The 22,413-nt window shown below is 42.5% G+C and carries 12 protein-coding genes, 1 tRNA gene and 1 pseudogene; 7 read left to right on the plus strand and 7 right to left on the minus strand.

Features of this window, described 5'->3' with window-relative positions:
- Window positions 1-197: 197 nt before the first annotated feature.
- Entirely contained in the window at window positions 198-1,814 is a 1,617-nt protein-coding gene (locus tag FQ082_RS00265; RefSeq protein ID WP_149491595.1) for an NAD(P)/FAD-dependent oxidoreductase, read from the minus strand.
- A gap of 155 nt (window positions 1,815-1,969) precedes the next feature.
- Between FQ082_RS00265 and FQ082_RS00270 the strand changes: the two are divergent.
- Window positions 1,970-2,134: pseudogene (locus tag FQ082_RS00270) on the plus strand (indolepyruvate ferredoxin oxidoreductase subunit alpha); the annotation flags it as partial.
- A gap of 295 nt (window positions 2,135-2,429) precedes the next feature.
- Here FQ082_RS00270 and FQ082_RS00275 read toward each other — a convergent pair.
- The 3 genes from FQ082_RS00275 to FQ082_RS00285 all read right to left on the minus strand — a co-directional run bounded on the left by FQ082_RS00275 (window position 2,430) and on the right by FQ082_RS00285 (window position 3,955).
- Window positions 2,430-2,505 (minus strand) — tRNA-Arg (locus FQ082_RS00275).
- A gap of 72 nt (window positions 2,506-2,577) precedes the next feature.
- Complete coding sequence (locus FQ082_RS00280; RefSeq protein ID WP_149491597.1) at window positions 2,578-3,387, minus strand: hypothetical protein; 810 nt, start codon at window positions 3,385-3,387, stop codon at window positions 2,578-2,580.
- Window positions 3,388-3,424: 37 nt separating this feature from the next.
- A complete protein-coding gene (locus FQ082_RS00285; RefSeq protein WP_149491598.1) occupies window positions 3,425-3,955 on the minus strand; it encodes a hypothetical protein in 531 nt (176 codons plus the stop codon).
- Between the two features lie 377 nt (window positions 3,956-4,332).
- On the opposite strand from FQ082_RS00285, the gene FQ082_RS00290 reads away from it, so the two are divergent.
- The 3 genes from FQ082_RS00290 (at window position 4,333) to recD (ending at window position 15,710) form a co-directional block, all read left to right on the plus strand.
- Window positions 4,333-8,835: an exodeoxyribonuclease V subunit gamma gene (locus tag FQ082_RS00290; RefSeq protein ID WP_149491599.1), complete on the plus strand. Its 4,503-nt coding sequence runs from the start codon at window positions 4,333-4,335 to the stop codon at window positions 8,833-8,835.
- Between the two features lie 64 nt (window positions 8,836-8,899).
- A complete protein-coding gene (locus tag FQ082_RS00295) occupies window positions 8,900-13,438 on the plus strand; it encodes a UvrD-helicase domain-containing protein (protein WP_149491600.1) in 4,539 nt (1,512 codons plus the stop codon).
- 76 nt (window positions 13,439-13,514) lie between these two features.
- The gene (recD, locus tag FQ082_RS00300) at window positions 13,515-15,710 is read left to right on the plus strand and encodes an exodeoxyribonuclease V subunit alpha (protein WP_149491601.1); all 2,196 of its coding nucleotides are present in this window, start codon (window positions 13,515-13,517) and stop codon (window positions 15,708-15,710) included.
- A gap of 113 nt (window positions 15,711-15,823) precedes the next feature.
- Here the strand turns inward: recD and FQ082_RS00305 are convergent, their stop codons facing one another.
- The gene (locus FQ082_RS00305; RefSeq protein WP_011513626.1) at window positions 15,824-16,387 is read right to left on the minus strand and encodes a hypoxanthine-guanine phosphoribosyltransferase; all 564 of its coding nucleotides are present in this window, start codon (window positions 16,385-16,387) and stop codon (window positions 15,824-15,826) included.
- Window positions 16,388-16,489: 102 nt separating this feature from the next.
- Entirely contained in the window at window positions 16,490-17,158 is a 669-nt protein-coding gene (locus tag FQ082_RS00310) for a hypothetical protein (RefSeq protein WP_149491602.1), read from the minus strand.
- Window positions 17,159-17,466: 308 nt separating this feature from the next.
- Between FQ082_RS00310 and FQ082_RS00315 the strand changes: the two genes are divergently transcribed.
- The 3 genes from FQ082_RS00315 to FQ082_RS00325 all read left to right on the plus strand — a co-directional run bounded on the left by FQ082_RS00315 (window position 17,467) and on the right by FQ082_RS00325 (window position 20,628).
- Window positions 17,467-19,146, plus strand: coding sequence for a carbon starvation protein A (locus FQ082_RS00315; protein WP_011513628.1), 1,680 nt, complete (start codon window positions 17,467-17,469; stop codon window positions 19,144-19,146).
- 123 nt (window positions 19,147-19,269) lie between these two features.
- Window positions 19,270-19,563, plus strand: a complete 294-nt coding sequence (locus FQ082_RS00320; RefSeq protein WP_149491603.1) for a cory-CC-star protein — start codon at window positions 19,270-19,272, stop codon at window positions 19,561-19,563.
- A gap of 33 nt (window positions 19,564-19,596) precedes the next feature.
- A complete protein-coding gene (locus FQ082_RS00325; protein WP_149491604.1) occupies window positions 19,597-20,628 on the plus strand; it encodes an ArsA family ATPase in 1,032 nt (343 codons plus the stop codon).
- 41 nt (window positions 20,629-20,669) lie between these two features.
- Here FQ082_RS00325 and FQ082_RS00330 read toward each other — a convergent pair whose 3' ends face one another.
- Window positions 20,670-22,280 (minus strand): DUF3482 domain-containing protein, encoded by a 1,611-nt coding sequence (locus FQ082_RS00330; RefSeq protein WP_149491605.1) that lies wholly within the window; start codon window positions 22,278-22,280, stop codon window positions 20,670-20,672.
- Between the last annotated feature and the right edge of the window lie 133 nt (window positions 22,281-22,413).

Genomic DNA, 22,413 nt, shown 5'->3' on the forward strand with positions numbered 1-22,413 from the left:
TGTCGAATAGTATCCTGACGATTATATGTATGAGCATGCAAATCGTTTAGATTGTAGTTAACTATAGTTCTTGCTTATTTCACATACACAAATTGATCATTAAAAATTCTGATAAACGAACAGCAATATTGTTTATCAGAATTAGTATAGTGTTTGACTGAAACTTAATCTGCTTTAATAATTGCTTAAAGCCGCTCTTACTCTATGTTCAACATCGATTTTGCCACAGCTTCGGCCACTTTAATACCATCAATTCCTGCTGATAATATCCCACCTGCATAGCCAGCGCCTTCGCCTGCAGGGAATAAGCCTTTGGTATTAATACTTTGGAATTCTTTATTGCGTTTAATGCTGATTGGTGATGATGTTCTGGTTTCTACACCCGTTAGTAAACCGTCGTCAGATGAAAATCCTTGGATTTTTTTATTAAACGCTGGAATGGCTTCACGTATGGCATCTACGGCAAAATCGGGTAGTGCTTTGCTTAAGTCGGTTAAGGTAATGCCCGGTGTGTAAGACGGGTTAACATCACCTAATTCTGAATTTGGTTTACCTTTTAAGAAGTCGCCAATGGTTTGCGCTGGTGCATTGTAGTCTTTGCCGCCTAATTCAAACGCTAAAGTTTCTAGTTGTCTTTGTAATTCGATACCAGCAAGAGGGTGGTTTGGGTAATCTCGCTCTGGGTCGATGCCGACAACAATAGCACTGTTGGCGTTACGCTCGTTCCTTGAATATTGGCTCATGCCGTTAGTGACAACACGGCCTTCTTCTGATGCTGCGGCAACAACGGTCCCACCTGGACACATGCAGAAGCTATAAACAGAACGACCATTTTTACAATGATGAACCAGTTTGTAATCCGCAGCGCCAAGTATTTCGTTTCCAGCATTATCACCAAAGCGTGCTTGGTCTATGGTTGACTGTTTATGTTCAATCCTAAAGCCAATTGAAAAAGGTTTTGCTTCAACATACACGCCTTTATCATGGATCATTTGGAAGGTATCGCGGGCACTGTGACCAACAGCAAGAATGACATGGCTAGTTTTTAAGGTTTCACCAGTATTAAGTGTCACGCCAGTTACTTTTGAGTCAGTGATGTGCAAGTCGTCTACGCGAGTAGCAAAACGGACTTCCCCACCAAGCGCTATAATCTCGGCACGCATTTTTTCTACCATAGTGACTAACTTATAAGTACCTATGTGCGGTTTACTGACAAATAAAATCTCCTCTGGTGCGCCAGCTTTTACAAATTCTGTCATGACTTTACGGCCGTAATGATTGGGATCTTTCACTTGGCTATATAGTTTACCGTCAGAAAAGGTACCGGCTCCGCCTTCACCGAATTGTACGTTTGATTCAGTGTTTAATTTACGCTGACGCCAAAAGCCAAAGGTGTCTTTGGTACGTTGTCTGACTTCATTACCACGTTCAATGATAATAGGTTTAAAACCCATTTGAGCAAGGGTAAGTGCTGCTAACAAACCACAAGGTCCAAAACCAACAACAACAGGACGCTCAGTTAAATCTTTTGGCGCTTCACCTACATATTTATAACTGGTGTCTGGTGTTGCTTTAACATGGTTGTCTGACTCAAATTGAACCAATAAATCATGTGTTAAATCCGAGTCGGTCAGTGTGATGTCTAGTGTATAAATTAATTGGATATTTCTTTTATTACGAGCATCATAACCACGTTTAAACATCACAAATGATGCCATTTGCTCAGCAGAAATTTTAAGTTTTGTCGTTATAGCAGTCGTTAAATCTTCAGGTGCATGATTTAATGGCAATTTAATTTCAGTTAAACGTATCATTGGTTACTCATAAACTCGTGTAGAAAACAGTCTCGCATTTTACTGGTACTGATACAAATAAGCGAATAAATATTTTACTTACGCAGGGTAAATTTACGGATTTGTATTGTAGTTTGAAAATGATCCGCCATCTTGAATTATAAATGATAATTTTTATGGCGTTCATCGTTGATGATAACTGCATTAAATGCATATACACGGACTGTGTTGCAGTATGTCCCGTGGATGCATTTTTTGAAGGTCCTAACTTTTTAGCGATAGATCCTGATAATTGCATAGATTGCAGCTTGTGTGAGCCTCAATGCCCAGCCAATGCTATTACACCAATATCGAAACCAAGATTTTAGAAAAGACCTATCGAAAAGCCATTTGCTAAAATAAATATCCATTCAGACGTTATATAAGATATAGATTTTTGCCATCACCATAGCGTGTAACTTTTTTGGATATTGAGTGTTTTTCGGTATAGGTTAATACCGTTTATGATACCGTTATTTTCACCGTGTACAAGTGGTAGATACCGTTATTAATCGGTGACTACCGTATATTAAACAATAAAAAACCCTTGCAGCGCGTGGCTTACAAGGGTTTATCGTGTTATATCGCTATGTTTGTTGGTGCGCCCACCAAGACTCGAACTTGGATCGATCGCTTAGGAGGCAACTGCTCTATCCTGTTGAGCTATAGGCGCATAATAGAGTGCTATTGTAGAAAAAAGCACTTATAAAATCAATTAATACCGAGTAAGTAGAGGGTTTTGTATTTATTTAGCAATACTGATAGCGTCAGCGACATCTACTGTCAACTCGCCTGTTGCTTTTTTGCCTTGCGTATTTGACTTAAACAGGTTTGCCATATCATTTTGATAGCCATCGATATTTTCATAATCGTGTCTACTTAATATATCTTGCCCTGTACTTGAGAGTAAAAAGTTTCGAAAGTTAAGTGCAATAGGATTTTGAGTTAAGATGACACCGTCTACTTTTTTCTTGTCTTTTAAGGCATAACTAAACGATACAAGACTTCGAGTGTTTGTATTATCAGCTTCACCTTTAGCAGCGATTTCATCAGTATTACTATCTGCATCGATAGTATCTTCTACCATGCCATTTTTTGCCTTGCTCTGGTTTTGTTCATCTTGTGCTATTTTTAATTTTTCTTGTAATGGTGCTAAGCGCGCTGCCGATAAATTGCCATCAGCAATAATGATATCGGTATCAACAATAAATAAAGACGGCTCATTATCGGCTACTTTATTATCCGATAGCGTCAAAAGTGCAACAGAGGCGACATAACTTGTCATGATTTCTACATTGGGATAACGAGATTGAAAACTTGAAATCACAGCGTCTAAAGGCGCTTGTATTTTTTCTTCTGCTTGTATGTGCAAAGTGCTCTTGGCAACCGTCTCTCCATCTTCTTCCGCTGAAGCAGTTGATCCACTCTCATTTGACATAATAGGCAATGGATCCATGTTTTTACGATTGCTGGTCCATAACCAAGTAAAGATGGCGATAAAAATAATCAGCAGCAGTAAAATGAGCCCAGCCAGTAGCAGCTTGTAGTCTTTCATATGGTACCGATCTTCTTATTGTTGGTTTAAATGTGGTTTAGAGCGGTTGATGCAGCACTTCATCTGCTAAATCCGCCAGCATATCCGAAAAAACATCAGTTATCTCTTGTGTAATAGCTATGGCTTGTTGTTCTGGGTTTTTATGAGTAGTGGTATTATTGCTACTTGCCAGAGCAGAGAGGTAGTTTGAAGGGGAAGAGGGTTGATTGTCAATCATTTTTGTGGAGGTTTGATGCGCCGCCAATGGTGATTGTCCTGCACTTAGTTTGTCTTTAAGCCATTCAAAGCCGTGAGTTTCCCACCATGCCTCGAAGCGTGATAAGGTGCTTCCACGTACTGCCATAGGTAGATTTAGGGTTCGTAATTTTTGTGCCAAAATAGGGTCGCTTATGGCTTGATGAATACTCAGATAGAGTCCACGACTGTCATCCTTATATGGCTGTCTATTTTGCCAAGATTGATGATCTATTTTCATGCGTGGCAATTGCCAAAGCTCACCGCGGTAGTATACGACATATAAACGTCGTTTAGGGTGAATGAAAATGGCATCAATGGGACGCAAGGGCATAGTATTAAATTGTCTCATCACTAAGAATTGAGGTAAAACGCAGCGACATCTATTGTCGCAGTGTGTTTTTATCGGTGGTTTATATGCTAGTAAACGTTGGCGAACAATGGCAAACTAATAGCCAGATTACTATTTGCCTTACAAAAGAGTCTGTAAGCGGATATACATGAGTGTTTACCAATGCAGTTTGATTTAACAGCGTCATGCTAGCAGAAATGTCATCCATTGACGACTCCTAAACATGGATTGACAAGTATCGCCGCCTACAGCGTTGTTATTACACTCAAAATTTTACTATGAATGTTTGCGTGCTATCTCCAGCATGTATTCTTTATCAATCCCTTTATTCTCCTGCTACTTCAATCAGACTATCCTCTATGTTTACCATTATACAATCCCATCGTACCGAAAATCTTGTTGATCAGCTTCTTGTGCAATATCAGTCCAAGGATCAGCCTGTTTTTGAGTCTTTTATTGTCATTGTACCCTCAATGGTATTGGGTGATTGGTTGGATAAGACCATTGCCAGTCGCGCTGGTATTAGTACCTTGGTGCGTACTAAGTTCTGGGGTCAGTATCAATGGACGCTCATGCAAGATGTGTTAACCCGCCATAACGCTTTTTTACTAGCGCAAAATCCTGAAGCGCAAACTCTGAATGTGCCAGAAGTGGCGGTGTTGTCACCAACGATAATGCAATGGCGATTGTTTGGGTATTTGACTTACTACCAAGAGGCGATTGTTAAAGATGAGAAGCATCCGGTTCATCCATTACTGGCATCTTTGATTGATGAGCCACAAGAAGGGGTTGAGCAAGACAATGTACGACAAGATAAGTCGCAGCAAGATGCGCGTATTTGGCAGCTGTCAAATGATCTGGCGAGGGTGTTTAACCGCTACTTGACCCACCGTGAGGATTGGTTGGCGCTATGGTCGCACAACGAGCCGCTGAATGTAGATGAGTTGATAGCAGATAAAGATGCACTGTCACTGCGCTTTGATAAATATGCGCGCGGCACGCCTGAATGGTTGGTGGAGCATTATGTTGAGTTGGAAGTCGCCCAACGATTCTTGTGGGCGCATTTATTTGCTGATGTTCATCTACACCGTGTGGCACTGGAGCGTGCGTTCTGGTCGGCCTTAAAAAATAACAAGGCGAATGAGCGTGACCAGTTGCCAGCCATACTGCGTATTTTTACCATCCAGCAACTGCCACAGACCGAGTTAGACTTTCTACAGCGCCTGTCGCAATACATGAATATCACGCTATTGCATTACAATCCATCAAAGCTGTTTTGGGCGGATATCGTCGATAAATCTTGGTTACAGCGTCAGCAGATTATCAACCCTGAGAGTGTGTTCTTGCGTGATTATGGTCATAGTTTGCTATCACGTCTCGGTAAGCAATCGCGCGATGCGTTTGCGATGCTTGCCAACTTATCGGGTAATGAGCAGTACGACGATGCGCTTGTAGAGTGGCAAGATAATTTTGACAGTGGTTTGAATCATGAGCTTGGTCATGGTACGGATGAAAGCATTTATGCTGATGACGCTGTCAGTACTCAAGATACGCAAAATGGTCTGAGTTTATTAAGACGTTTGCAAAACGATGTGTTGATGCTTGATGAACAGTCTACTCAGCAAGCAACGGCTGCTACAGTCTCGCAAGCTGTGAGTAAGCAAATAGAGTCAAGCTTTAATGAAGAGAAGCAAGGAGCGGCTTGGTATGAAGATGAAGCGTTAGAGAATAAGCGCTTTGAGAAAGACCGCTTTTGGGCAATCTCTTCGCAAGATAATAGCCTAAGCATTCATTCGTGTCATAGTTTGCAACGTCAGCTTGAAGTATTGCGTATTATGATTGGCCGTTGGTTGAACGAACCTATCAGACTTGGTGAGAAAAAACGCCATATTTCCGACATTGTGGTACTGCTGCCCGATGTTGAGCGTCATCATGCACTGATCGGCTCTATCTTTGTAAATGGTAAAGGTCAAGACGGTTTGACCTTGCCTGCTAAAGTGACTGGTGTTGTTGATGCCGACATTCGCCAGTTATGGGAAGCGATTATCGGTTTTTACAAGCTATTGGGCAGTCATAGCGCCCGTTTTGAAGCGGCTGAAGTCTTAGACTGGTTGATGTTGCCTCCTTTATTTGAAAGCTTTGGGCTGACTCATGAGCAGATGAGCCGTGGCTGTGATTTGTTGGTAGAGGCGGGCTTTATCCGTGGTTTTGACGAGCTACATCTTAAGCAAACTTTGGATAGTAATGACTATGACTATCGCTTTAGCTTTGCACAAGCACTAGATAGATTGACCTTAGGTCTGGTGATGCCAGAGGCCGAGTTAAGTGACTGCTTGTATCCTTTAGATGAGGATGAATGGCCAAGCACTGCGTTGCCAGAAATGACCTTACCGCTACCACAAGTGAGCCTAAATGATGCGTTGATTGTTGAAGCGCTTTGCCGCATTTATACTGGCTTGGTCGCACGTCGTGATGACCATACACAAAAAATGAAAGCGGAAGATTGGCTCGACCAGATTGAGACACAAGTTATCCATCGCTACTTTGGCGATGTGGACCAAACGCGTACTATGCGTGCCATTTACAACGCAATGAATGGCTTTAAATCAAGTCTGCGAGCCAATCGGCACTATAGGCAGTACGCTAGTGGTGATATCGACAACAGAGAAGTAGAGCAGAGGCTGGCAGGTGTGGAGCAGTTGCCGCTCAAGCTGAGCTTTATGCTAGACAGTATCGAAAACGAGCTTGAAAGTCAGCAGGTCAGTGCGGAGCCGACGGGGGTGATTACCTTTGGTCGATTTGGTGCACTAAGAAACGTGCCTTTTGAGCTGGTGGTGATGCTCAATATGGATCTCTCTGAGTTTCCTGGGCGTGATCGTGACAACCGCTATGATTTGATGAAAGCGACCAATGCACGCCGCGGTGACAGAGTTAGTGAAGATGATGACAATGGCGCATTTTTAGATGCGCTACTGTGTGCGCGCAGTGCATGCTGGATGTTCTACAACGGTCAAAGCTTGACGGATACTCATGAGCATCTGCCTGCCAATCCAGTGAGCGAGCTATTGCAGTTCCTACAAGGTGAGGTGCAATGGCAGGTGAACTCGCTGGAGACATTGCCTGAGAATATTGATCCCACCACCGAGAGTCTCAAGCGCTATTTACCTAAATTGATTAAGCAGTGGCTAGTGACTGAGCATCCTGCACTACCTTTTCATGAAAGTCTGTTTGAAACGGCAATCGAAGGCACTGATGTTTTTGAGCAAGTGTCTCCTGATATTGATGGCAATGCTAATGCCAACGTTAATGTTAATGCTCAGGATTCCAGCCCTGTCGATATGATTGATGAGCTGGATGCTTTATTAAATACTGCTATGCGCAAAACCAAACTGGCTCAGAAAAAACAGTTTCCGCCTGCGCCGCTTTGGCGAGCTGTGTTTGATACATTGAAAGGGCGAGTATCTAGCGAGCCTATGCAACTGGTCGGCCTACCTACAAAAGTGCAGTATGAAACAGTCGCTAAGGTGTTTGGTCAAGGCTTGGGTCAGCTAGGTCAAGTAGATAATCAAACATTCTCTGCATTAATTGAGATGCTAGCGCTAGATAATACTGCTGATGCCAGTGATAGTAGTGATATGAATGAGGCACTCATCAAGACCCTATTTGATACTATATTTAACATTGGAGAGATAGACGTTGAGGGAGTATTGGTCTATCAAGTGCGTCATCCTGCCAAGGCTTTTTTGCGTACTCAAAAAGTGCATGTAGTGCAAGGTGAAGAAGCACTGTCGCAACAAGAGCCGCTATTCTTGGACAGTCTGACTACCTATCAAATCAAAGATCATTTGATAAATGAATTGACCAATAATGCCACCAATAAGAATAGTGATGGGAAGGCTAAACAAGACAGTCAAATCTTGATGTATCAAAAAATCATGCCAGCTGGTGTCGCTCGCCAAACTACATTACCCAATCAACAAAAGAAACTGCAACAACAATGCTTGGAATTTAAAGAACAATTAATTGCTAATGGCTTTGACGAAAGCAGTATTCTCAATGAGGGTGGAGGAAGTAGTACGACAGCATTACAACTACTAACCCCGACCGCCGAGCATCCTGTTCAGATAGAGCTAAAAAACATACTGAGTAGCACTGACAACGAGTCAAGTAATCAGACAAATATAGAGGGTATAGAAACACTGCTTAAGCTGTTGCCGAAAATCATTAAGATCAAAGGCTCAGTACCTATATTAGCACCCATATCAATTATTCAGGCGGGTGTACCTTATGCTCAGCAATCACCCAAGCAATGGTTAAACATATTGCCCAATTCTGCCAGTCCTAGGCATTTACTCAAATTTTGGTTGTCGCATTTGTATTGGCAAGTTGCCAGACGCACCACTACCGAACAAACGGTATTAGATGATGGTGTGAGCATTTGGCGCTTTAATAAGCCTAATTCGCAAGTCAAAAAATATGACAAAGTAATGGCATTTAAACTAAGCCCGATTGTGTATGAAGATGCGGCGGCCGAGCTGATAAAATGGGCAATTTTTGCCAAGCTATCAGGTCAAGTACCTATTACACTCTTGCCAGAATATGCACTCAGTTATCTTGATAAGTGCCTAAAATCTGAAGAGAGTGAGAACGGTAGCTATTGGCCAAAACGAGCAGACTTCTCCGACTGGTTAAGACCTAGCTATCACACAGATACGATATATGATACTTGCTCGCAGCACGCCATTTGGCAGTACGTACTGCGTGACCAAGATGCGTTTAAAGCGCTATCAGCAGCGTTAACTACCTTAGCGAAGCCGCTATATGAGCCAATGTTTGCTGCACTAGATAGTCTAGATGGCTAGCTATTCCGAATGGTTGGTTTTTGCCCTTTGGTTTAATTGATAATAATAAAAAGTATAGGCTCCTATGACTAATTTTACCGATATAAGCGATATAGCTGATATATCTATACAGCCTTACTTATCCAATGAGTACCTAGATGAGTCACGTAACCGATTCGATACGCCTGAGAATGACGCTATGAGTGGAGTTATAAATGAGCAGAAGGTGGATGTGATACCGGCGGTAGATGTTGCATTGATGGGTCGGCATCTTATTGAAGCCTCAGCTGGTACAGGCAAGACTTGGACACTCACAGGCATTATGCTACGACTGCTCATTGAAGCGCGCCGTGCGCCAGAGCAGATCATTGCCACTACCTTTACTCGAGCCGCTGCCGCTGAGATGCGTCAGCGTATTCATGATCGTTTGGTGGATTTTTATCAATTATTGCAGTGGGTCAATAGTTTAAGTGCTGACACCAGTAACAAGGATGCTTTGTATCCTGATGTACTACAGGTAACACCTGAAAGTAATAAGGATAAACAAGCAGGTAAAGGTTCAAGCGTTGATTCAAATGCTGGGACAGGGACGGATGAGTTCAATCAGGACATTGCTGCTGATAAGCAAGCGGAGGCTGAGAAACGTAAACAAGTAAAAAAAGATCGTGAAAACTGGCTAGTTAATCAGGCTAAATATGCACGCTTAGACGCCGTTATGGACGATCCCATTAATCTGCATTTGACTGGGTTTTTACTTGATCATGTCCACAGCTATCCAATGGCGGAGGCCATTCGACGTACTGCGCTAGTACTAACCACGTTGGATAAGCTGTTTGTAGGTACACTCGACAGTTTGGCGCAAAAGTGGTTGATTGAATACAGTAGCGAGACCGGTCATCAGCAAGGTATGGCTATTATTGAAGACAGCAGTATTGAGCAGGTTACTGACAGTATTATTCATGATGAGCTGAGGCAGTTCCAAAGCAGACTGTATCACGAGGAGCCTAAACTATATGCGCTAATGGATCAGCAAGGCAAGCTGACTGCAGTTAGCGATCATAAAAAATATGTGACTCGTTCGCTTAACTTTATTTCAGCGCCGATTGATGACGTTGTAGTAAAGAGTTTTTCTTTTGAGGGCTATGAGCGGCTTATAAATACTATCATTGAGTGCAGCGATGAGCTTGATGTTTTTTTTAAGCCTGACGGCGAGTATTATGAAGTTCCGAAAGGTCAATTATTAAACAACAGAGACTCTTGGCCAAAAATCATCCAAACATTAGAAGATTCTGGCCCAACTGCTTATAAGTCTATATCAGACTCCAAAACTTATACAGGGAAGTTGATTGAGGCTTTTCAGAAAACTGATGATATAGGCAAGCAGTTCTATAAGCCAAAAGATGGTGAAAGAGTTAATTTAATATTTAACGAGTTGCAGGTCGTTCGTGACTTTAAACGGTATATCGAAGAAAGTAAAAAGCTAGATGAGTATATCACGGCTATCTTAGCCAACCTTAATCGCCATATCGTGCTTGCGGTACGTGACAGACTACCCGTTATCTTAGAAGAGCGCGGCGAGACGACCTTTAGTTTGCAGATGGTACGCTTAAACCAAGCATTAACTGGTCGCCAAGGAGACAAGCTGGCGCGTTATATTCGTCATCACTATCCTGTGGCATTGATTGACGAGTCGCAAGATATCAATGGCGAGCAAGCCATTATGATTGAAAGCATATATTTGCCAAAGAATAAGCGTAAACAGTCGGACAGTAACAAGCAGTCAACTACTAAGAAAGCCAATCATGAATTTCTGCTATTGGTTGGTGATCCCAAACAGGCTATTTATGGGTTTCGTGGTGGCGATGTGGCTAACTATAACTACATGAAATCCCAGTTTGATAAAAGTGCCCTTTGGACACTTGATATCAATCGCCGTTCGAATGCCGGTGTGATTAACGCATTGAACTGCTGGTTTGGTATGGCTGATGCAACAACTGCTGAGAATAAGCTGTCGCAGTTGGGTACTGGTATTCACTACCAACATATCAAAGCGGCAAAACCGGAATATGAGCTGTCTTGGTTTAATGCGTCAGATAGGCTGGATGATGAGCTGGTAACAGAGGTGCTTTCTGCTCAGCCAGTGAGCTTATTGCACCTGCCTTATGACAAGGACAAAGAGTTTGATTACGATGAACATGAGATAACAGCTCGCCATATAGCCACTTTGCTTAATAGTGGTCAGACACTTAAAGGTAAGCCGATTCAGCCCAGTGATATTGGGGTGCTGGCACGTGCCAAAAAAGATCTGAAAAGGGTCGAAGATGAGCTGGTGAAACTTAATGTGCCGACCTTGACCACCAGTGACGTCAGCATCTTTGAGACGATTATGGCAGAAGATGTGGCAGCATTGCTGAGTGCCATGTTATACCCATATCGTCATGACATGATTAATCGAGTATTGACCAGCCACCTATATGGGCTGAGTATCAAAAACATCAAAGCCATGATGACGGATCATGAGTCAGGCATTACCGAGGGTAGCCGTACGCCAAGCGCCCATTCAAATAATTCTAATTCGAAAGACTTCTCAACTAATGAAGCTACTGATACTAAAAAAAGCTATCAAGACTTTATTACCTATCTAAAAGAAGGGGCACAGCGTTGGCAGCACTTTGGCATATTATCGGCGCTACATTATTTATTAGACAAAAGCCCTGTGCAGCCGCAAGGTGTTTGGCAGGCCCTAGCTGCTCATCCAGAAGGTGACCGTCATATCATGGACTTGCGTCATGTAATGGATATCTTGGCGCAGTATGGCCTTGGTATGGGTGAGTATGAGCTACTAGCATGGTTCAGGCAGCAGATAGATACAGCACCTAATAGTGATTGGGCTAAGCAATATCCGCTACCGACAGAGTCTGGTGTGCAGCTAATGACCATTCATAAGTCAAAGGGGCTTGAGTTCCCTATTGTCTATGTATTGGGAATGGGTGATGCCAGTAGGAAGTCTGGTAATAAAGAAGACTATGGGCTGTATCTATATAACGCGCAACAAGCGCCCTCAGCGTTAGTGCAGCAGTCGCTAGATAGTCAATCGACGGGAAATCAGCGCCGCTTCTCACCACTGCAAGGCTCTGCCACGGTCGAGGATTACTATACTGATATCGAAACACAAGAAGGTTTTGATGAGATAAGACGGCTTGGTTATGTGGCGTTTACTCGGGCCAGTGAGCAGCTGTATGTGGTGCTGCGAGATCCGAGTAACAAGACAGGGTTTGAGCTAAAGCCAGTGTTTTATTGGTTTGAATCGCCAGAAGCAAAGTTTGAACTACCTGATAGGCTTAAAGGTACCATAGGCATGCTCAGAGGGCATAAGGTTAATGAGTTTTATGACAATAACTACGCAAGCAATGATGCTAACTCAACAGGCGTAAATGACAATGTTCAGATGGCTGCTACCAAGTCAAATGCTCATAAGCCTACAACAGAGGCTATTGAGTACACGCCTTTTGCAGAGGTGATGAAAACCAATTATTTTTATGGTTGGGCCAAGACCAGTTTTACCGCTTTGGCACGTCAGCTCGATGAATCTACACAAGCAATGGCGATAGTGGATGAACGTATTGATGATGCGATAGACATCGATATGACAGAGTCTTCTGTTGCAGACCTCTCTTCACTGAATAGCAAAGAGTCTCTCGAACAAGACGGTGAACTAAACCTCAAGTTAGAAGATGATATTCGCTTTACCTTTGTAAAAGGTGCCAATGCCGGTACGTTTTTGCATGAGATATTTGAACAAATTGATTTTACTAATAAAGCCCAGTGGCCTCAGGTGATTGATAGAGCCGTTAGTAGTTATCAGCTGCCTTTGGTTTATAGTAGTGCTGAACAGCAAAGTCGACTATTACAAGCAAAGAATAAAGAAGATAGTCGTATACCTGACTTAGATTCAATAAATGCTACAAAGCATGAGGCATTACTTAACTGGATTGAAGAGGTGCTACAGGCACCGTTATTAGCGTCCAATCAACCGTTATGCTCTATTGATGCAAGTCAACGGTTTGCTGAATTAGAGTTTAATATGGGGTTGTCAGAGCGTTTTAAGGCGCAAGATATTAATAGCCTATTTCAGCAGTATCTCCCGAATGAAGCGGACAAACACGTCAATCTTATTCCACAAAACAAAGCGCATTTGTATCGTTATCTGCGGGGTGAAATCGATTTGGTGTATGAGCATGCTGGCAAGTATTACGTTGTCGATTACAAAAGTAATTTTTTAGGAAATAGCCTAAGTGATTATGACGAAAGCACACTCAAGCAAGCAATGTCAAAGGCAGGATATTGGTTACAGGCAGCGATTTATCAAGTCGCGCTACATCGTTTCCTTGCAATGAGAATTAGTGATTATGCAGGTAATGAAGATAAGTATCTTGGCGCTGTCGAGTATGTCTTTTTACGGGGCGTGTATGATTCAAATTCTCAAATAGCTGCTGATCTATCGCAAGATGCTAAAGAGGATAATAGACACTCAATGCCCAATGACCGCTATGGATTAGTCACGTGGGACATTCCAATTGAGTTCATTAAGGCCCTAGATGCGTTGTTTGGCCTGCCAGATTAGTGGGCCATAAATAGCGAATTAAATAAAAAACAACCATGATAGCGACTAACTGGATAAAAATAGAGACAAGCATACTATGAGTAATAATAACAATAAGAGCAGAGCGGCTGTTAGCTTACAAGAAAGCTGGGCTAGTAACATCAGTAATTATATATTGCTGCGCCGTCAGCAAACGCACTTAGCGTATAACGTCACTGAGGCAAAGGCTAATGCTGATAGTAAGCAAATCGATAAGACGGAACAAAATGGCTTATTTACTGCTTTATTCGTTATGTTGGCCACTCATTTAGAAGAGGGACATACTGTACTCACCATTGAGGAAACTGAGCATGAAGTGCCGCTCAGCGGTCAAATCAATGGCGAGCTAATCACCCTATATGCCTGGCAGCAGCAATTATTAGAGATGCTAGCAACGCCAATTCTAGCACTGATTGACATTCAAAAAGTTACTCAGCAAGAGGATGATTCTACAGCTGAGTTATCATTATTTATCCTGCTAGACATCATGTTTGGTAAGCGAGCTCAGCTATGGGCGCAGCTGGCACTCACCAATCGTGAAAAAGAGATACTCAGCAAACGCTTTGATGCGGTTGCTGCACTTTATCAGATAATGAAAAACACGAATATAAATTTCTTCATTCAGCCCATTCATGAGCATACTTTGTTTGCTGACGCTAATTCTAACGTGAATAATAAAAATAGCCTAAGCAAAAATAACCAACCTATTGTGTATCAGCATATTAATAAACCAGAAGCTGATACACAAAATATTAAGATCACTTTTTGGTTACATCGAGCTTGGCAAGCAGAATTCAACTTAGCACAGCACATTAATACTATTTTGAACCAACAGATAACCCCTTTAGAGATAGCAATACCTGAAAACCTACATGAGCAGCAGGTAATGGCTATTAATATCGCTAATAACAATGCCTTTAGCATTATTACTGGTGGTCCCGGTACAGGGAAGACCTATACGGTTGCTCAGTTAGTAATTGCTCTGCAACAAGCTGCAGAGAGTGGGGGTGATGAGCATGGAAAAATTCGGTTCAGTACGGACAGTGCCAGCCTAGCCTTAGCAGCACCGACTGGTAAGGCTGCCCAGCGAATGCAAGAGTCTTTGCAAGCGGCTCTAGATGGAGCGAATGTGGAGCTACAACTGCAAGAAGCCAAGACCATTCATCGCTTATTAGGCATTGGTCGAACAGGTAGACCCCGTTACAATGCAAATAATCCACTCGGCGAAGATATTATCATTGTCGATGAGGCATCTATGTTGGGGGTGGAACTGGCTAATTACCTTGTAAGTGCGGTAAAACCGGGCGCAAGGCTTATACTATTAGGGGATGCTAATCAGTTAGCAGCGGTAGATGCAGGGGCAGTACTGGCTGACTTATGCCGCATTCCATTGCTACAACCCATACATGCAAAGTTAACAAAGAGTCGCCGATTTAGCGCAGACTCAGGGATTGGGAAGCTTGCCAATCAAATTAATAAGACAGAGGCAGATACTCAAGCTATTTGGCAGTTGTTAAGACAGGACAAGGCACTGAGTTTTCAATATGTAAATACGTTGCAAATAGAGACAGTTATAGATAATAAAATACGAAATAGCCTAAGCAATTATAAAATTATTTCAAACCTCACTCTGAATTACCGTCAATACCTGAATAAAGTTGAATCACTATTAAAGAATCCGGTAGAAAAATCCGTGCCAGAATTAGTAAAAAGTACAATTACTTCATTAATGCAAACGTTTAATCAGTTTAGAGTCCTAAGTGCTGGTCATAATGGCGAGTGGGGTGATCACTACATTAATAATCATATCACTCAATGGCATCTTACTGAGCTAAAGCTACCTCTAGGTCAAAATACATGGTTTCATGGTCGTCCCGTTATGGTTTTACAAAACAACTATGAACTTGGATTATTTAATGGTGATATCGGTTTTTGCTTGCAAACAGGAGATGAAAGAAGCCGACTGAAAGTTTTCTTTGAGAATAAAGCACAGGGAATTGCTGTCAATCTGCTAAATGAAGACGTTATCGCTACAGCATATGCAATGACCATTCATAAATCGCAGGGGTCTGAGTTTGATCATGTGGCCATTACTTTTGATAATAGTCATGCAAGGCTTTTGAGCAAAGAGCTTATTTATACGGCGGTAACCCGTGCTAAAAAACAGGTGACCATATATAGTACAAAACATGCTTTCGAAAAGGCCGTTCAAACACCGACTGAGCGCCATACGGGTTTGGCATTGCAGTTTTAGTTAGTATTTATCGCATGTATTATCACACTCAAATACATATACTTATCAATAAGTAATAAAAAAGCACCCATTGGATGCTTTTTTACTATGCTATCAAGTCAATCAAAAACTGCTTAAATCTTGTCTTCTTTAATAGCGTAGATACCAGGCAGATGACGTAAGTAACCATGGAAGTCCATACCACAGCCATAAACATAGCGATCTGCAACATTAATACCAACAAAATCAACATCGAAACCTTTAACTTTACGATCATGCTCTTTATTGAGGAGAACACATGATTCAATCGATAAAGGTTTTTCCTTGCTCAATTCTTCAACCACTGCTTTTAAGGTGATGCCTTCATCAAAAATATCATCGATCAATAAGACATGCTCGCCTTCAATGTTAACATCAGGCTTAAATTTCCAATCAAGCTCATTGGTTCCTTCGTTATCACGATAGCGCGATGCATGGATATAATGCATACGATGATAAAAAGTAAGGTGAGTCAGTAATTGACCGGCTGGGATAAGCCCGCCATTCATAACGACCATAACAATCGGATTTAGACCAGCATAGTGAAGATTAAGCTGTGCGGCTAAACGCTCATAAGCGGCAGCAACTTCTATACTGCTGATTAGGCATTCTGAGTTACGTAATGTTTTTTCAATTTCTTGATTGCTGATTTGGGTCATCGGACGTGCCTTTGGTAAAAAGTGCCGCTTATTTTAGCAAATTTTAGTGAATATGCCCAATGCCAACTGGCTTTTGAGGCAAAATTAATCAAATATTGGCACTTATTCTGGCTTTTCTACGATAAAAGGGCGGTAATAGTTCGCTAAGCGATTCAATGAGCTGTCTGGCAAATCAGGTAACAACTTATTAAGTGCCATATTCATGCCTTTATCGATAGCTGCTTTGGCAACAGGTACAGATTTGCGTTTAATCATACCCAATTTTAAGGTTTCAGCAAAACGGCTAATAAAGTGAGTTAAAGTTTCTTCGTTCATGGTTTCAAGTGCGGTTTTAAATGTCTTGGTATCCACATGTTCAGGAGTAATGGCTGCAAAACCTTTTTGAATGATGGCAGTATGTTGTTCTGTGAGCTTAAAACCCACCCGTTTTAGACCCTCATTATCGATAAAGGTTGCTCGATCTCTTAGAAAATGGAAGCTTGGCAATACTTCTTCGTTATTTTCTTTACCCAGTAAAATATTAAGCAAGGTATCGGTCGCACGTTCAACAGTGACAACCACTTTACGCATGGACACTTGGCGTTCAGGATTTGGGATAATGTCAACCAGACCAACCAATAAATTATCAATAAGATCACGCGCAGTCTGATGCGTTAAAGCATCGCGATATGGGTAGTATGGTACTTCCTCATTCGATGCAACGATTTGCTCAGCTTCAACGATTAATGCTTTTAATTTATCTGAAGGTACAAATCCAAAATAATGCGCCATTGTGCTTCCTTTATTTGTTTTTTTTGAGGTTTAACTAGCGTTACATTCTTCGTTAAATCGGTTAGTATTTAAATGGGTTGCCAACCAAAGATTCACCATATCATATACTGACTGATGACGTCTGCTAACTATAAAGTTCAGCCGTATTAATGGATGATGATATGACAAAATTTCTATCAACTGCTTAATTGCGTATGGTCAGGTGCTCTGAGTCACCCGCCGAAGACTAATTTAACATATTTTTTATATTCTAAATTAAAAAGCTTGAACTTATAAGGCTACCCATTACTTGTCTAAGGAGAGATAAGATGAATAGTGCAATCGTGCTATTGTTTGCTGTTGCCGCTATGCTTTGCGGTTATCTGTTTTACTCAAAATTTATCGCCACTAAAATTTTGGCATTGGATAATAGTATCCCCACGCCAGCACATACCATGAAGGATGGGGTAGATTATATTCCCACTAATAAATATGTGTTGTGGGGACACCATTTTACTTCAGTCGCAGGGGCAGCACCGATTATTGGTCCTGCCATTGCGGTTATTTGGGGCTGGGTGCCTGCTATCATTTGGGTAGTATTAGGTACTATTTTTATGGCAGGTGTCCACGACATGTCAGCCATTTGGGCAAGTATGCGCAATCGAGGTCAGTCGATTGGCTCGATTGCCGGTACCGTCATGGGTACACGTGTGCGTAGCTTGATGATGATCGTCATCTTTTTGTTATTACTAATGGTAAATGCGGTATTCGGCGTCGCTATTGCTAATATGATGATAAAAACCCCATCCGCTGTACTGCCAGTTTGGGGTGCTTTGATAGTCGCCTTTATCATCGGTCAGTGCATTTATCGCTATAAGATGAATCTGGTTTGGGTATCAATCATTGGGGTCACAGCTTTATATGGGCTTATCTATCTTGGTCCTATGTTCCCCATTGTGTTACCTGAGACATTCTTAGGCTTACCTGACAATGCTGTTTGGATTATTATTTTGTTTGTCTATGCGGCAATCGCGTCTTTGTTACCAGTCTGGATGCTGTTGCAGCCGCGCGATTACATCAATGGCTTGCAGTTATTTGTCGGTCTGATTTTATTGTACGCCGCCATCTTTATTGCGACTCCTAATATTGTCGCGCCAGCGATCAACACAGCATTGCCAATCGGCACACCATCTATGTTGCCTTTATTATTTGTGACCATTGCTTGTGGTGCAATCTCGGGCTTTCATGGTTTGGTAGCGACGGGTACGACGTCTAAGCAAATTGATAAAGAAGAAGATGTACGATTCGTTGGTTACTTCGGTGCCATGGGTGAGGGTATGCTAGCACTTGGTGCGATACTCGCGGCAACTGCAGGCTTTGCAACCCTTGGCGACTGGCAAGCAGTTTATCAAAAATTTGGCGATGGCTCGATTGGTGCCTTTATTGATGGTGGTGCGACCATATTAAATGCAGGTGTTGGCATTGATATGGTGTTATCACAGACGATGCTGACGGTAATGGCAGCCTTGTTTGCCGGTACTACGATGGATACTGGCGTTCGATTACAACGTTATATCTTCCAAGAATTTGGTGAGATTTATAAACTGCCCGTGCTGAATAAGAGTGTGGTCGCAACATTGCTTGCTGTTGGTAGCTGTCTATTATTAGCATTCGGTGCTGGTGGCATCGATGGTGCTGGTGGTATGATTATTTGGCCGTTATTTGGCACGACAAATCAGCTCATGGCTGCACTAACCTTGATGATTGTCACCGTTATCTTATTACGTAAAGGCAGACCAGTATGGTATACCTTAGGGCCATTGTCGTTCTTACTGGTCATGACGGTTTTTGCATTATTGATTCAGCTAAAAACCTTTTTCAATGACGGTAATTGGCTGCTTATTATTATGGATATCATTATCTTGATAGCCACAATCTTAGTAACGTTTGAGAGTCTATCAGTACTGCGTAAAGAATGGTCGATACACAGAGGCAAAAGCAACCTCTAAGCCATGTTGAATGCCTAGTTAAATACTTACTGAATTACGATAAAAACGCTAGCAGCAATTGCTGGCGTTTTTTGTCTCATATAGGCATGATAGATAATAAGCATACGCAAAATAAGGGTCATTATGGAAAAGGCAGATATCACAAAACCTATAAAAAATATTGCGCCATGGTGGCAACGGTTTGCGGCTGGGTTAAACGAGTTTTATCATGCGCCGTATCGCCAGACGATGGCACGCGCCGCGCGTGATGAGGAAGATTTTTTTATGCTACTCATGTTTGCGGAAAGCTTAGGTATCGATAATCCGGCAAGCTTTTATACGCTAGAATTGCAGCCTTTGTTTTTAGAAAACTTCCATGAATGGCATACACGCATGGGCATGGATAGATGCCCTTTTGACCATGTTGGTTGCTGCTAGTTTCCTTTGAATTAATTAAAACGAGATAAAAGTATGGCATTACATCCATTGCCTGCATTGGTAGAGCAATTAATGACACAGCCGATTATATTTATTGGCGGCAAGGGCGGAGTAGGTAAAACTACCACTGCCGCTGCACTTGCCAGCTATTATGCCAATCAAGGTAAAAAGACGCTGATTGTCTCAACTGATCCAGCACATAGCTTGGGCGATGTGTTAAACGTCCCGCTAAAAAATCAAAAAACAGTCGTAACCCCTTATTTGGATGCTATTGAACTAAACCCGGACATCATCGTTGATGAGCATTTTGCCCAAGTTGAACGCACCATTACTTCCTATGCAAACCCAGACATGATGCCAAAAATTCGCGAGCATCTACGGCTATCAAAATCAGCACCTGGCGCACAAGAAGCCGCGATGCTCGAATCTATGTGTCACCATCTAGTCGAAGCAGCAGATGCCGGCTATGAGCACGTCATTTTTGATACCGCACCGACGGGACATACACTGCGTTTATTAGTGCTGCCTGAGATGATGGGGGCATGGACGGATGGATTGCTCGCTCAGCAGCGAAGGCAAGCAAAATTGCGCTCAGTGGCAAATCATTTAGACAGTCACAATATAAAGAGCAGTCAAAACGACAATAATAAAAATGATTTAGCCAATCCGTTTGCCGAAAAAAAGAATGATCGCTGGGAGCAAGCAGTATCCGTACTAGAAAAACGCAAACAGCTGTTTCGTCAGGCAGGGTTGCTGCTTCATGACCGTACACAAACTGCCATTGTATTAGTGATGACGGCTGATGTATTGCCATTGGCTGAAACCAAGCGAGCGATAGAGCAGTTAGAAGACAGTAAGCTTATGCCAGCCGCAATCGTTATCAATCAGTTGATATCTCCGACCCAGTCCGATACGTTTTGGCAGCGTCGTGCTGAACGTCAACAGCAATTAATGCAAGATATTGAGCAAAGTTTTCCCAAGTATCCGCTATACCCAATATATCTGCAACAAACCGACGTACGCGGTACTGATGCCTTAAGTGCATTAGTAAGCCCAGCATCATAAAGCCCGTCAGTAAGAGATATTATCTTTAACATGTTTATGCATTATGGCTGACCCTGATACGACGACAGCTTACTTGCCAGCGACCATGCCATATCTGCGCGTAATAACTGCGCCTGCTCAGACTTGCCACTACTGAGTGATGACCACTGCGGTTTGCCACGAGCTTTTTTCAGCTCACTGGGCAGTTTGTGCGTTGCCCATGGCGTTATAGCATTATTATTCCCAGCGTCAGTATCACCAATTGACGCCTCACCCTTATATATCAGCTGCGTAGCATCTGTTGCTGCATGCCCACGGTGACGTAGGGCAGTGAGCAGGTCAATTGCTCGCGTTGCCAACAAGGTCAATGTTGCAGGGTCGATATATAACCGCTTAACCCCTGATATTTTATCGGCGATACTGCCAGTATTGGATAGCAATCCACCTGCGATGCCACCGATGGCAGCACCCAATCCCAAGGTTGTACCAAGAGCCGCCGCATCAATACCCAATCCTAGTAACGCGCCAGCCGCAGCGCCTGATGTGGTGCGAATGCCATAACTTTTGAGAAGCTCGGGGTCGAACGGGTCTTGCTGATAGGCCTGTAGCTCAAGTGGCGTTGCCGCTACATCATTGTCATAAAATTTATATAAACTCAGCAAATTATGCTGCATTGCGCGTTCGCTCTGTCTAACCGCTTCTTGCATTTGCTGTAATACTGGCATGGGATCATCATCTTCGCCAATCTCTCGGACAAAAGCCGCGACGTTTAACAAGAAATCTGCAATGATAATATTGGCTTCATCATATAACTGTGCCCAGTTTTCAGTGCAGCGCGCCATTAACTGCTCAAGCATCTCAGAGTGGGTAAGCATAGTCGCAAGATTCTTCCATAAACGCATCTCATCGTTAAATTCAAATGCCACTGAATCAAAGCGCGTCGAGATATGTAAGTTACGTCTTGCCAGCATAGTCTGCCAGTCATCAATATTGGCATCCTGAGCATCAGTGAAATTAAATACCGGCATAACGGGAATCGCGGCCCAAGATAAAATAGCCAGCTCGTCTTTATATTTACCGAGTACCGGCTCACGTGCATCGACAACATAGATGGCCATATCACTTGCTAATAGCTGACGAATCACTTTGGCTTCTTGGCTATAGTCCTCATTGCTACTTAGCGCATCACTACTTTGAGCAATATCAGCTGCCAAAAACTGTTGCAGGCGCTCAATACCATCACGGCGACTGGCGGTATTATCCTCAAGCCAATCCATCAGCCCTGATGCGTCCTCCAAACCTGGCGTGTCATATAGAGCCACCAACACTTCACCCGTTTGACTATCTGTCAGTTGGACACGCTCTACATGGCGCGTGGTCGCGGCTTCATTTTTTACTTCACCGAAATAAACGTCACGTAATAGAGTACGCAATATAGAGGTCTTACCCGTATTGGTATGACCAACGACCGCAAGCTTTAGTGCCTCACCACTAGCGATGGTTTTTTTAGCTACCTTGTGACTGGCTTCTGTTTCACTTGAGGACTGTGTGGTTAATTCCGATGCCTGAAGATCGACTTCATACGCTTTATCAGCAAAAAGCCCTGCCGAATTATCATTTTTTTGCAGGCTTTTTTGAGTGTGATTGCCCTGATTATTATTGTCATTATTCATAATAGAGTCTTATATTGGTTGGTAATATCCAAAAACATCATAGCCATTTATTGTAGAACAAATTGAGCGTTATTTCGGTATGAGTTCAATAATCCATCGCCTAAAAAACAGATTTCAGGCAACATTCCTAAGC

It is taken from the genome of Psychrobacter sp. ANT_H56B, assembly GCF_008369245.1.
In the GTDB taxonomy this organism is placed as follows: domain Bacteria; phylum Pseudomonadota; class Gammaproteobacteria; order Pseudomonadales; family Moraxellaceae; genus Psychrobacter; species Psychrobacter cryohalolentis.

Excerpts from the sequence above, each read along its gene's own strand:
- recD (WP_149491601.1), top strand. The coding sequence starts at position 13,515 with ATGAGTAATAATAACAATAAGAGCAGAGCGGCTGTTAGCTTACAAGAA.
- FQ082_RS00325 (WP_149491604.1), top strand. The coding sequence starts at position 19,597 with ATGGCATTACATCCATTGCCTGCATTGGTAGAGCAATTAATGACACAG.
- FQ082_RS00310 (WP_149491602.1), bottom strand. The coding sequence starts at position 17,158 with ATGGCGCATTATTTTGGATTTGTACCTTCAGATAAATTAAAAGCATTA.
- FQ082_RS00280 (WP_149491597.1), bottom strand. The coding sequence starts at position 3,387 with ATGAAAGACTACAAGCTGCTACTGGCTGGGCTCATTTTACTGCTGCTG.
- FQ082_RS00290 (WP_149491599.1), top strand. The coding sequence starts at position 4,333 with ATGTTTACCATTATACAATCCCATCGTACCGAAAATCTTGTTGATCAG.
- FQ082_RS00330 (WP_149491605.1), bottom strand. The coding sequence starts at position 22,280 with ATGAATAATGACAATAATAATCAGGGCAATCACACTCAAAAAAGCCTG.
- FQ082_RS00305 (WP_011513626.1), bottom strand. The coding sequence starts at position 16,387 with ATGACCCAAATCAGCAATCAAGAAATTGAAAAAACATTACGTAACTCA.
- FQ082_RS00320 (WP_149491603.1), top strand. The coding sequence starts at position 19,270 with ATGGAAAAGGCAGATATCACAAAACCTATAAAAAATATTGCGCCATGG.
- FQ082_RS00315 (WP_011513628.1), top strand. The coding sequence starts at position 17,467 with ATGAATAGTGCAATCGTGCTATTGTTTGCTGTTGCCGCTATGCTTTGC.
- FQ082_RS00285 (WP_149491598.1), bottom strand. The coding sequence starts at position 3,955 with ATGCCCTTGCGTCCCATTGATGCCATTTTCATTCACCCTAAACGACGT.
- FQ082_RS00295 (WP_149491600.1), top strand. The coding sequence starts at position 8,900 with ATGACTAATTTTACCGATATAAGCGATATAGCTGATATATCTATACAG.
- FQ082_RS00265 (WP_149491595.1), bottom strand. The coding sequence starts at position 1,814 with ATGATACGTTTAACTGAAATTAAATTGCCATTAAATCATGCACCTGAA.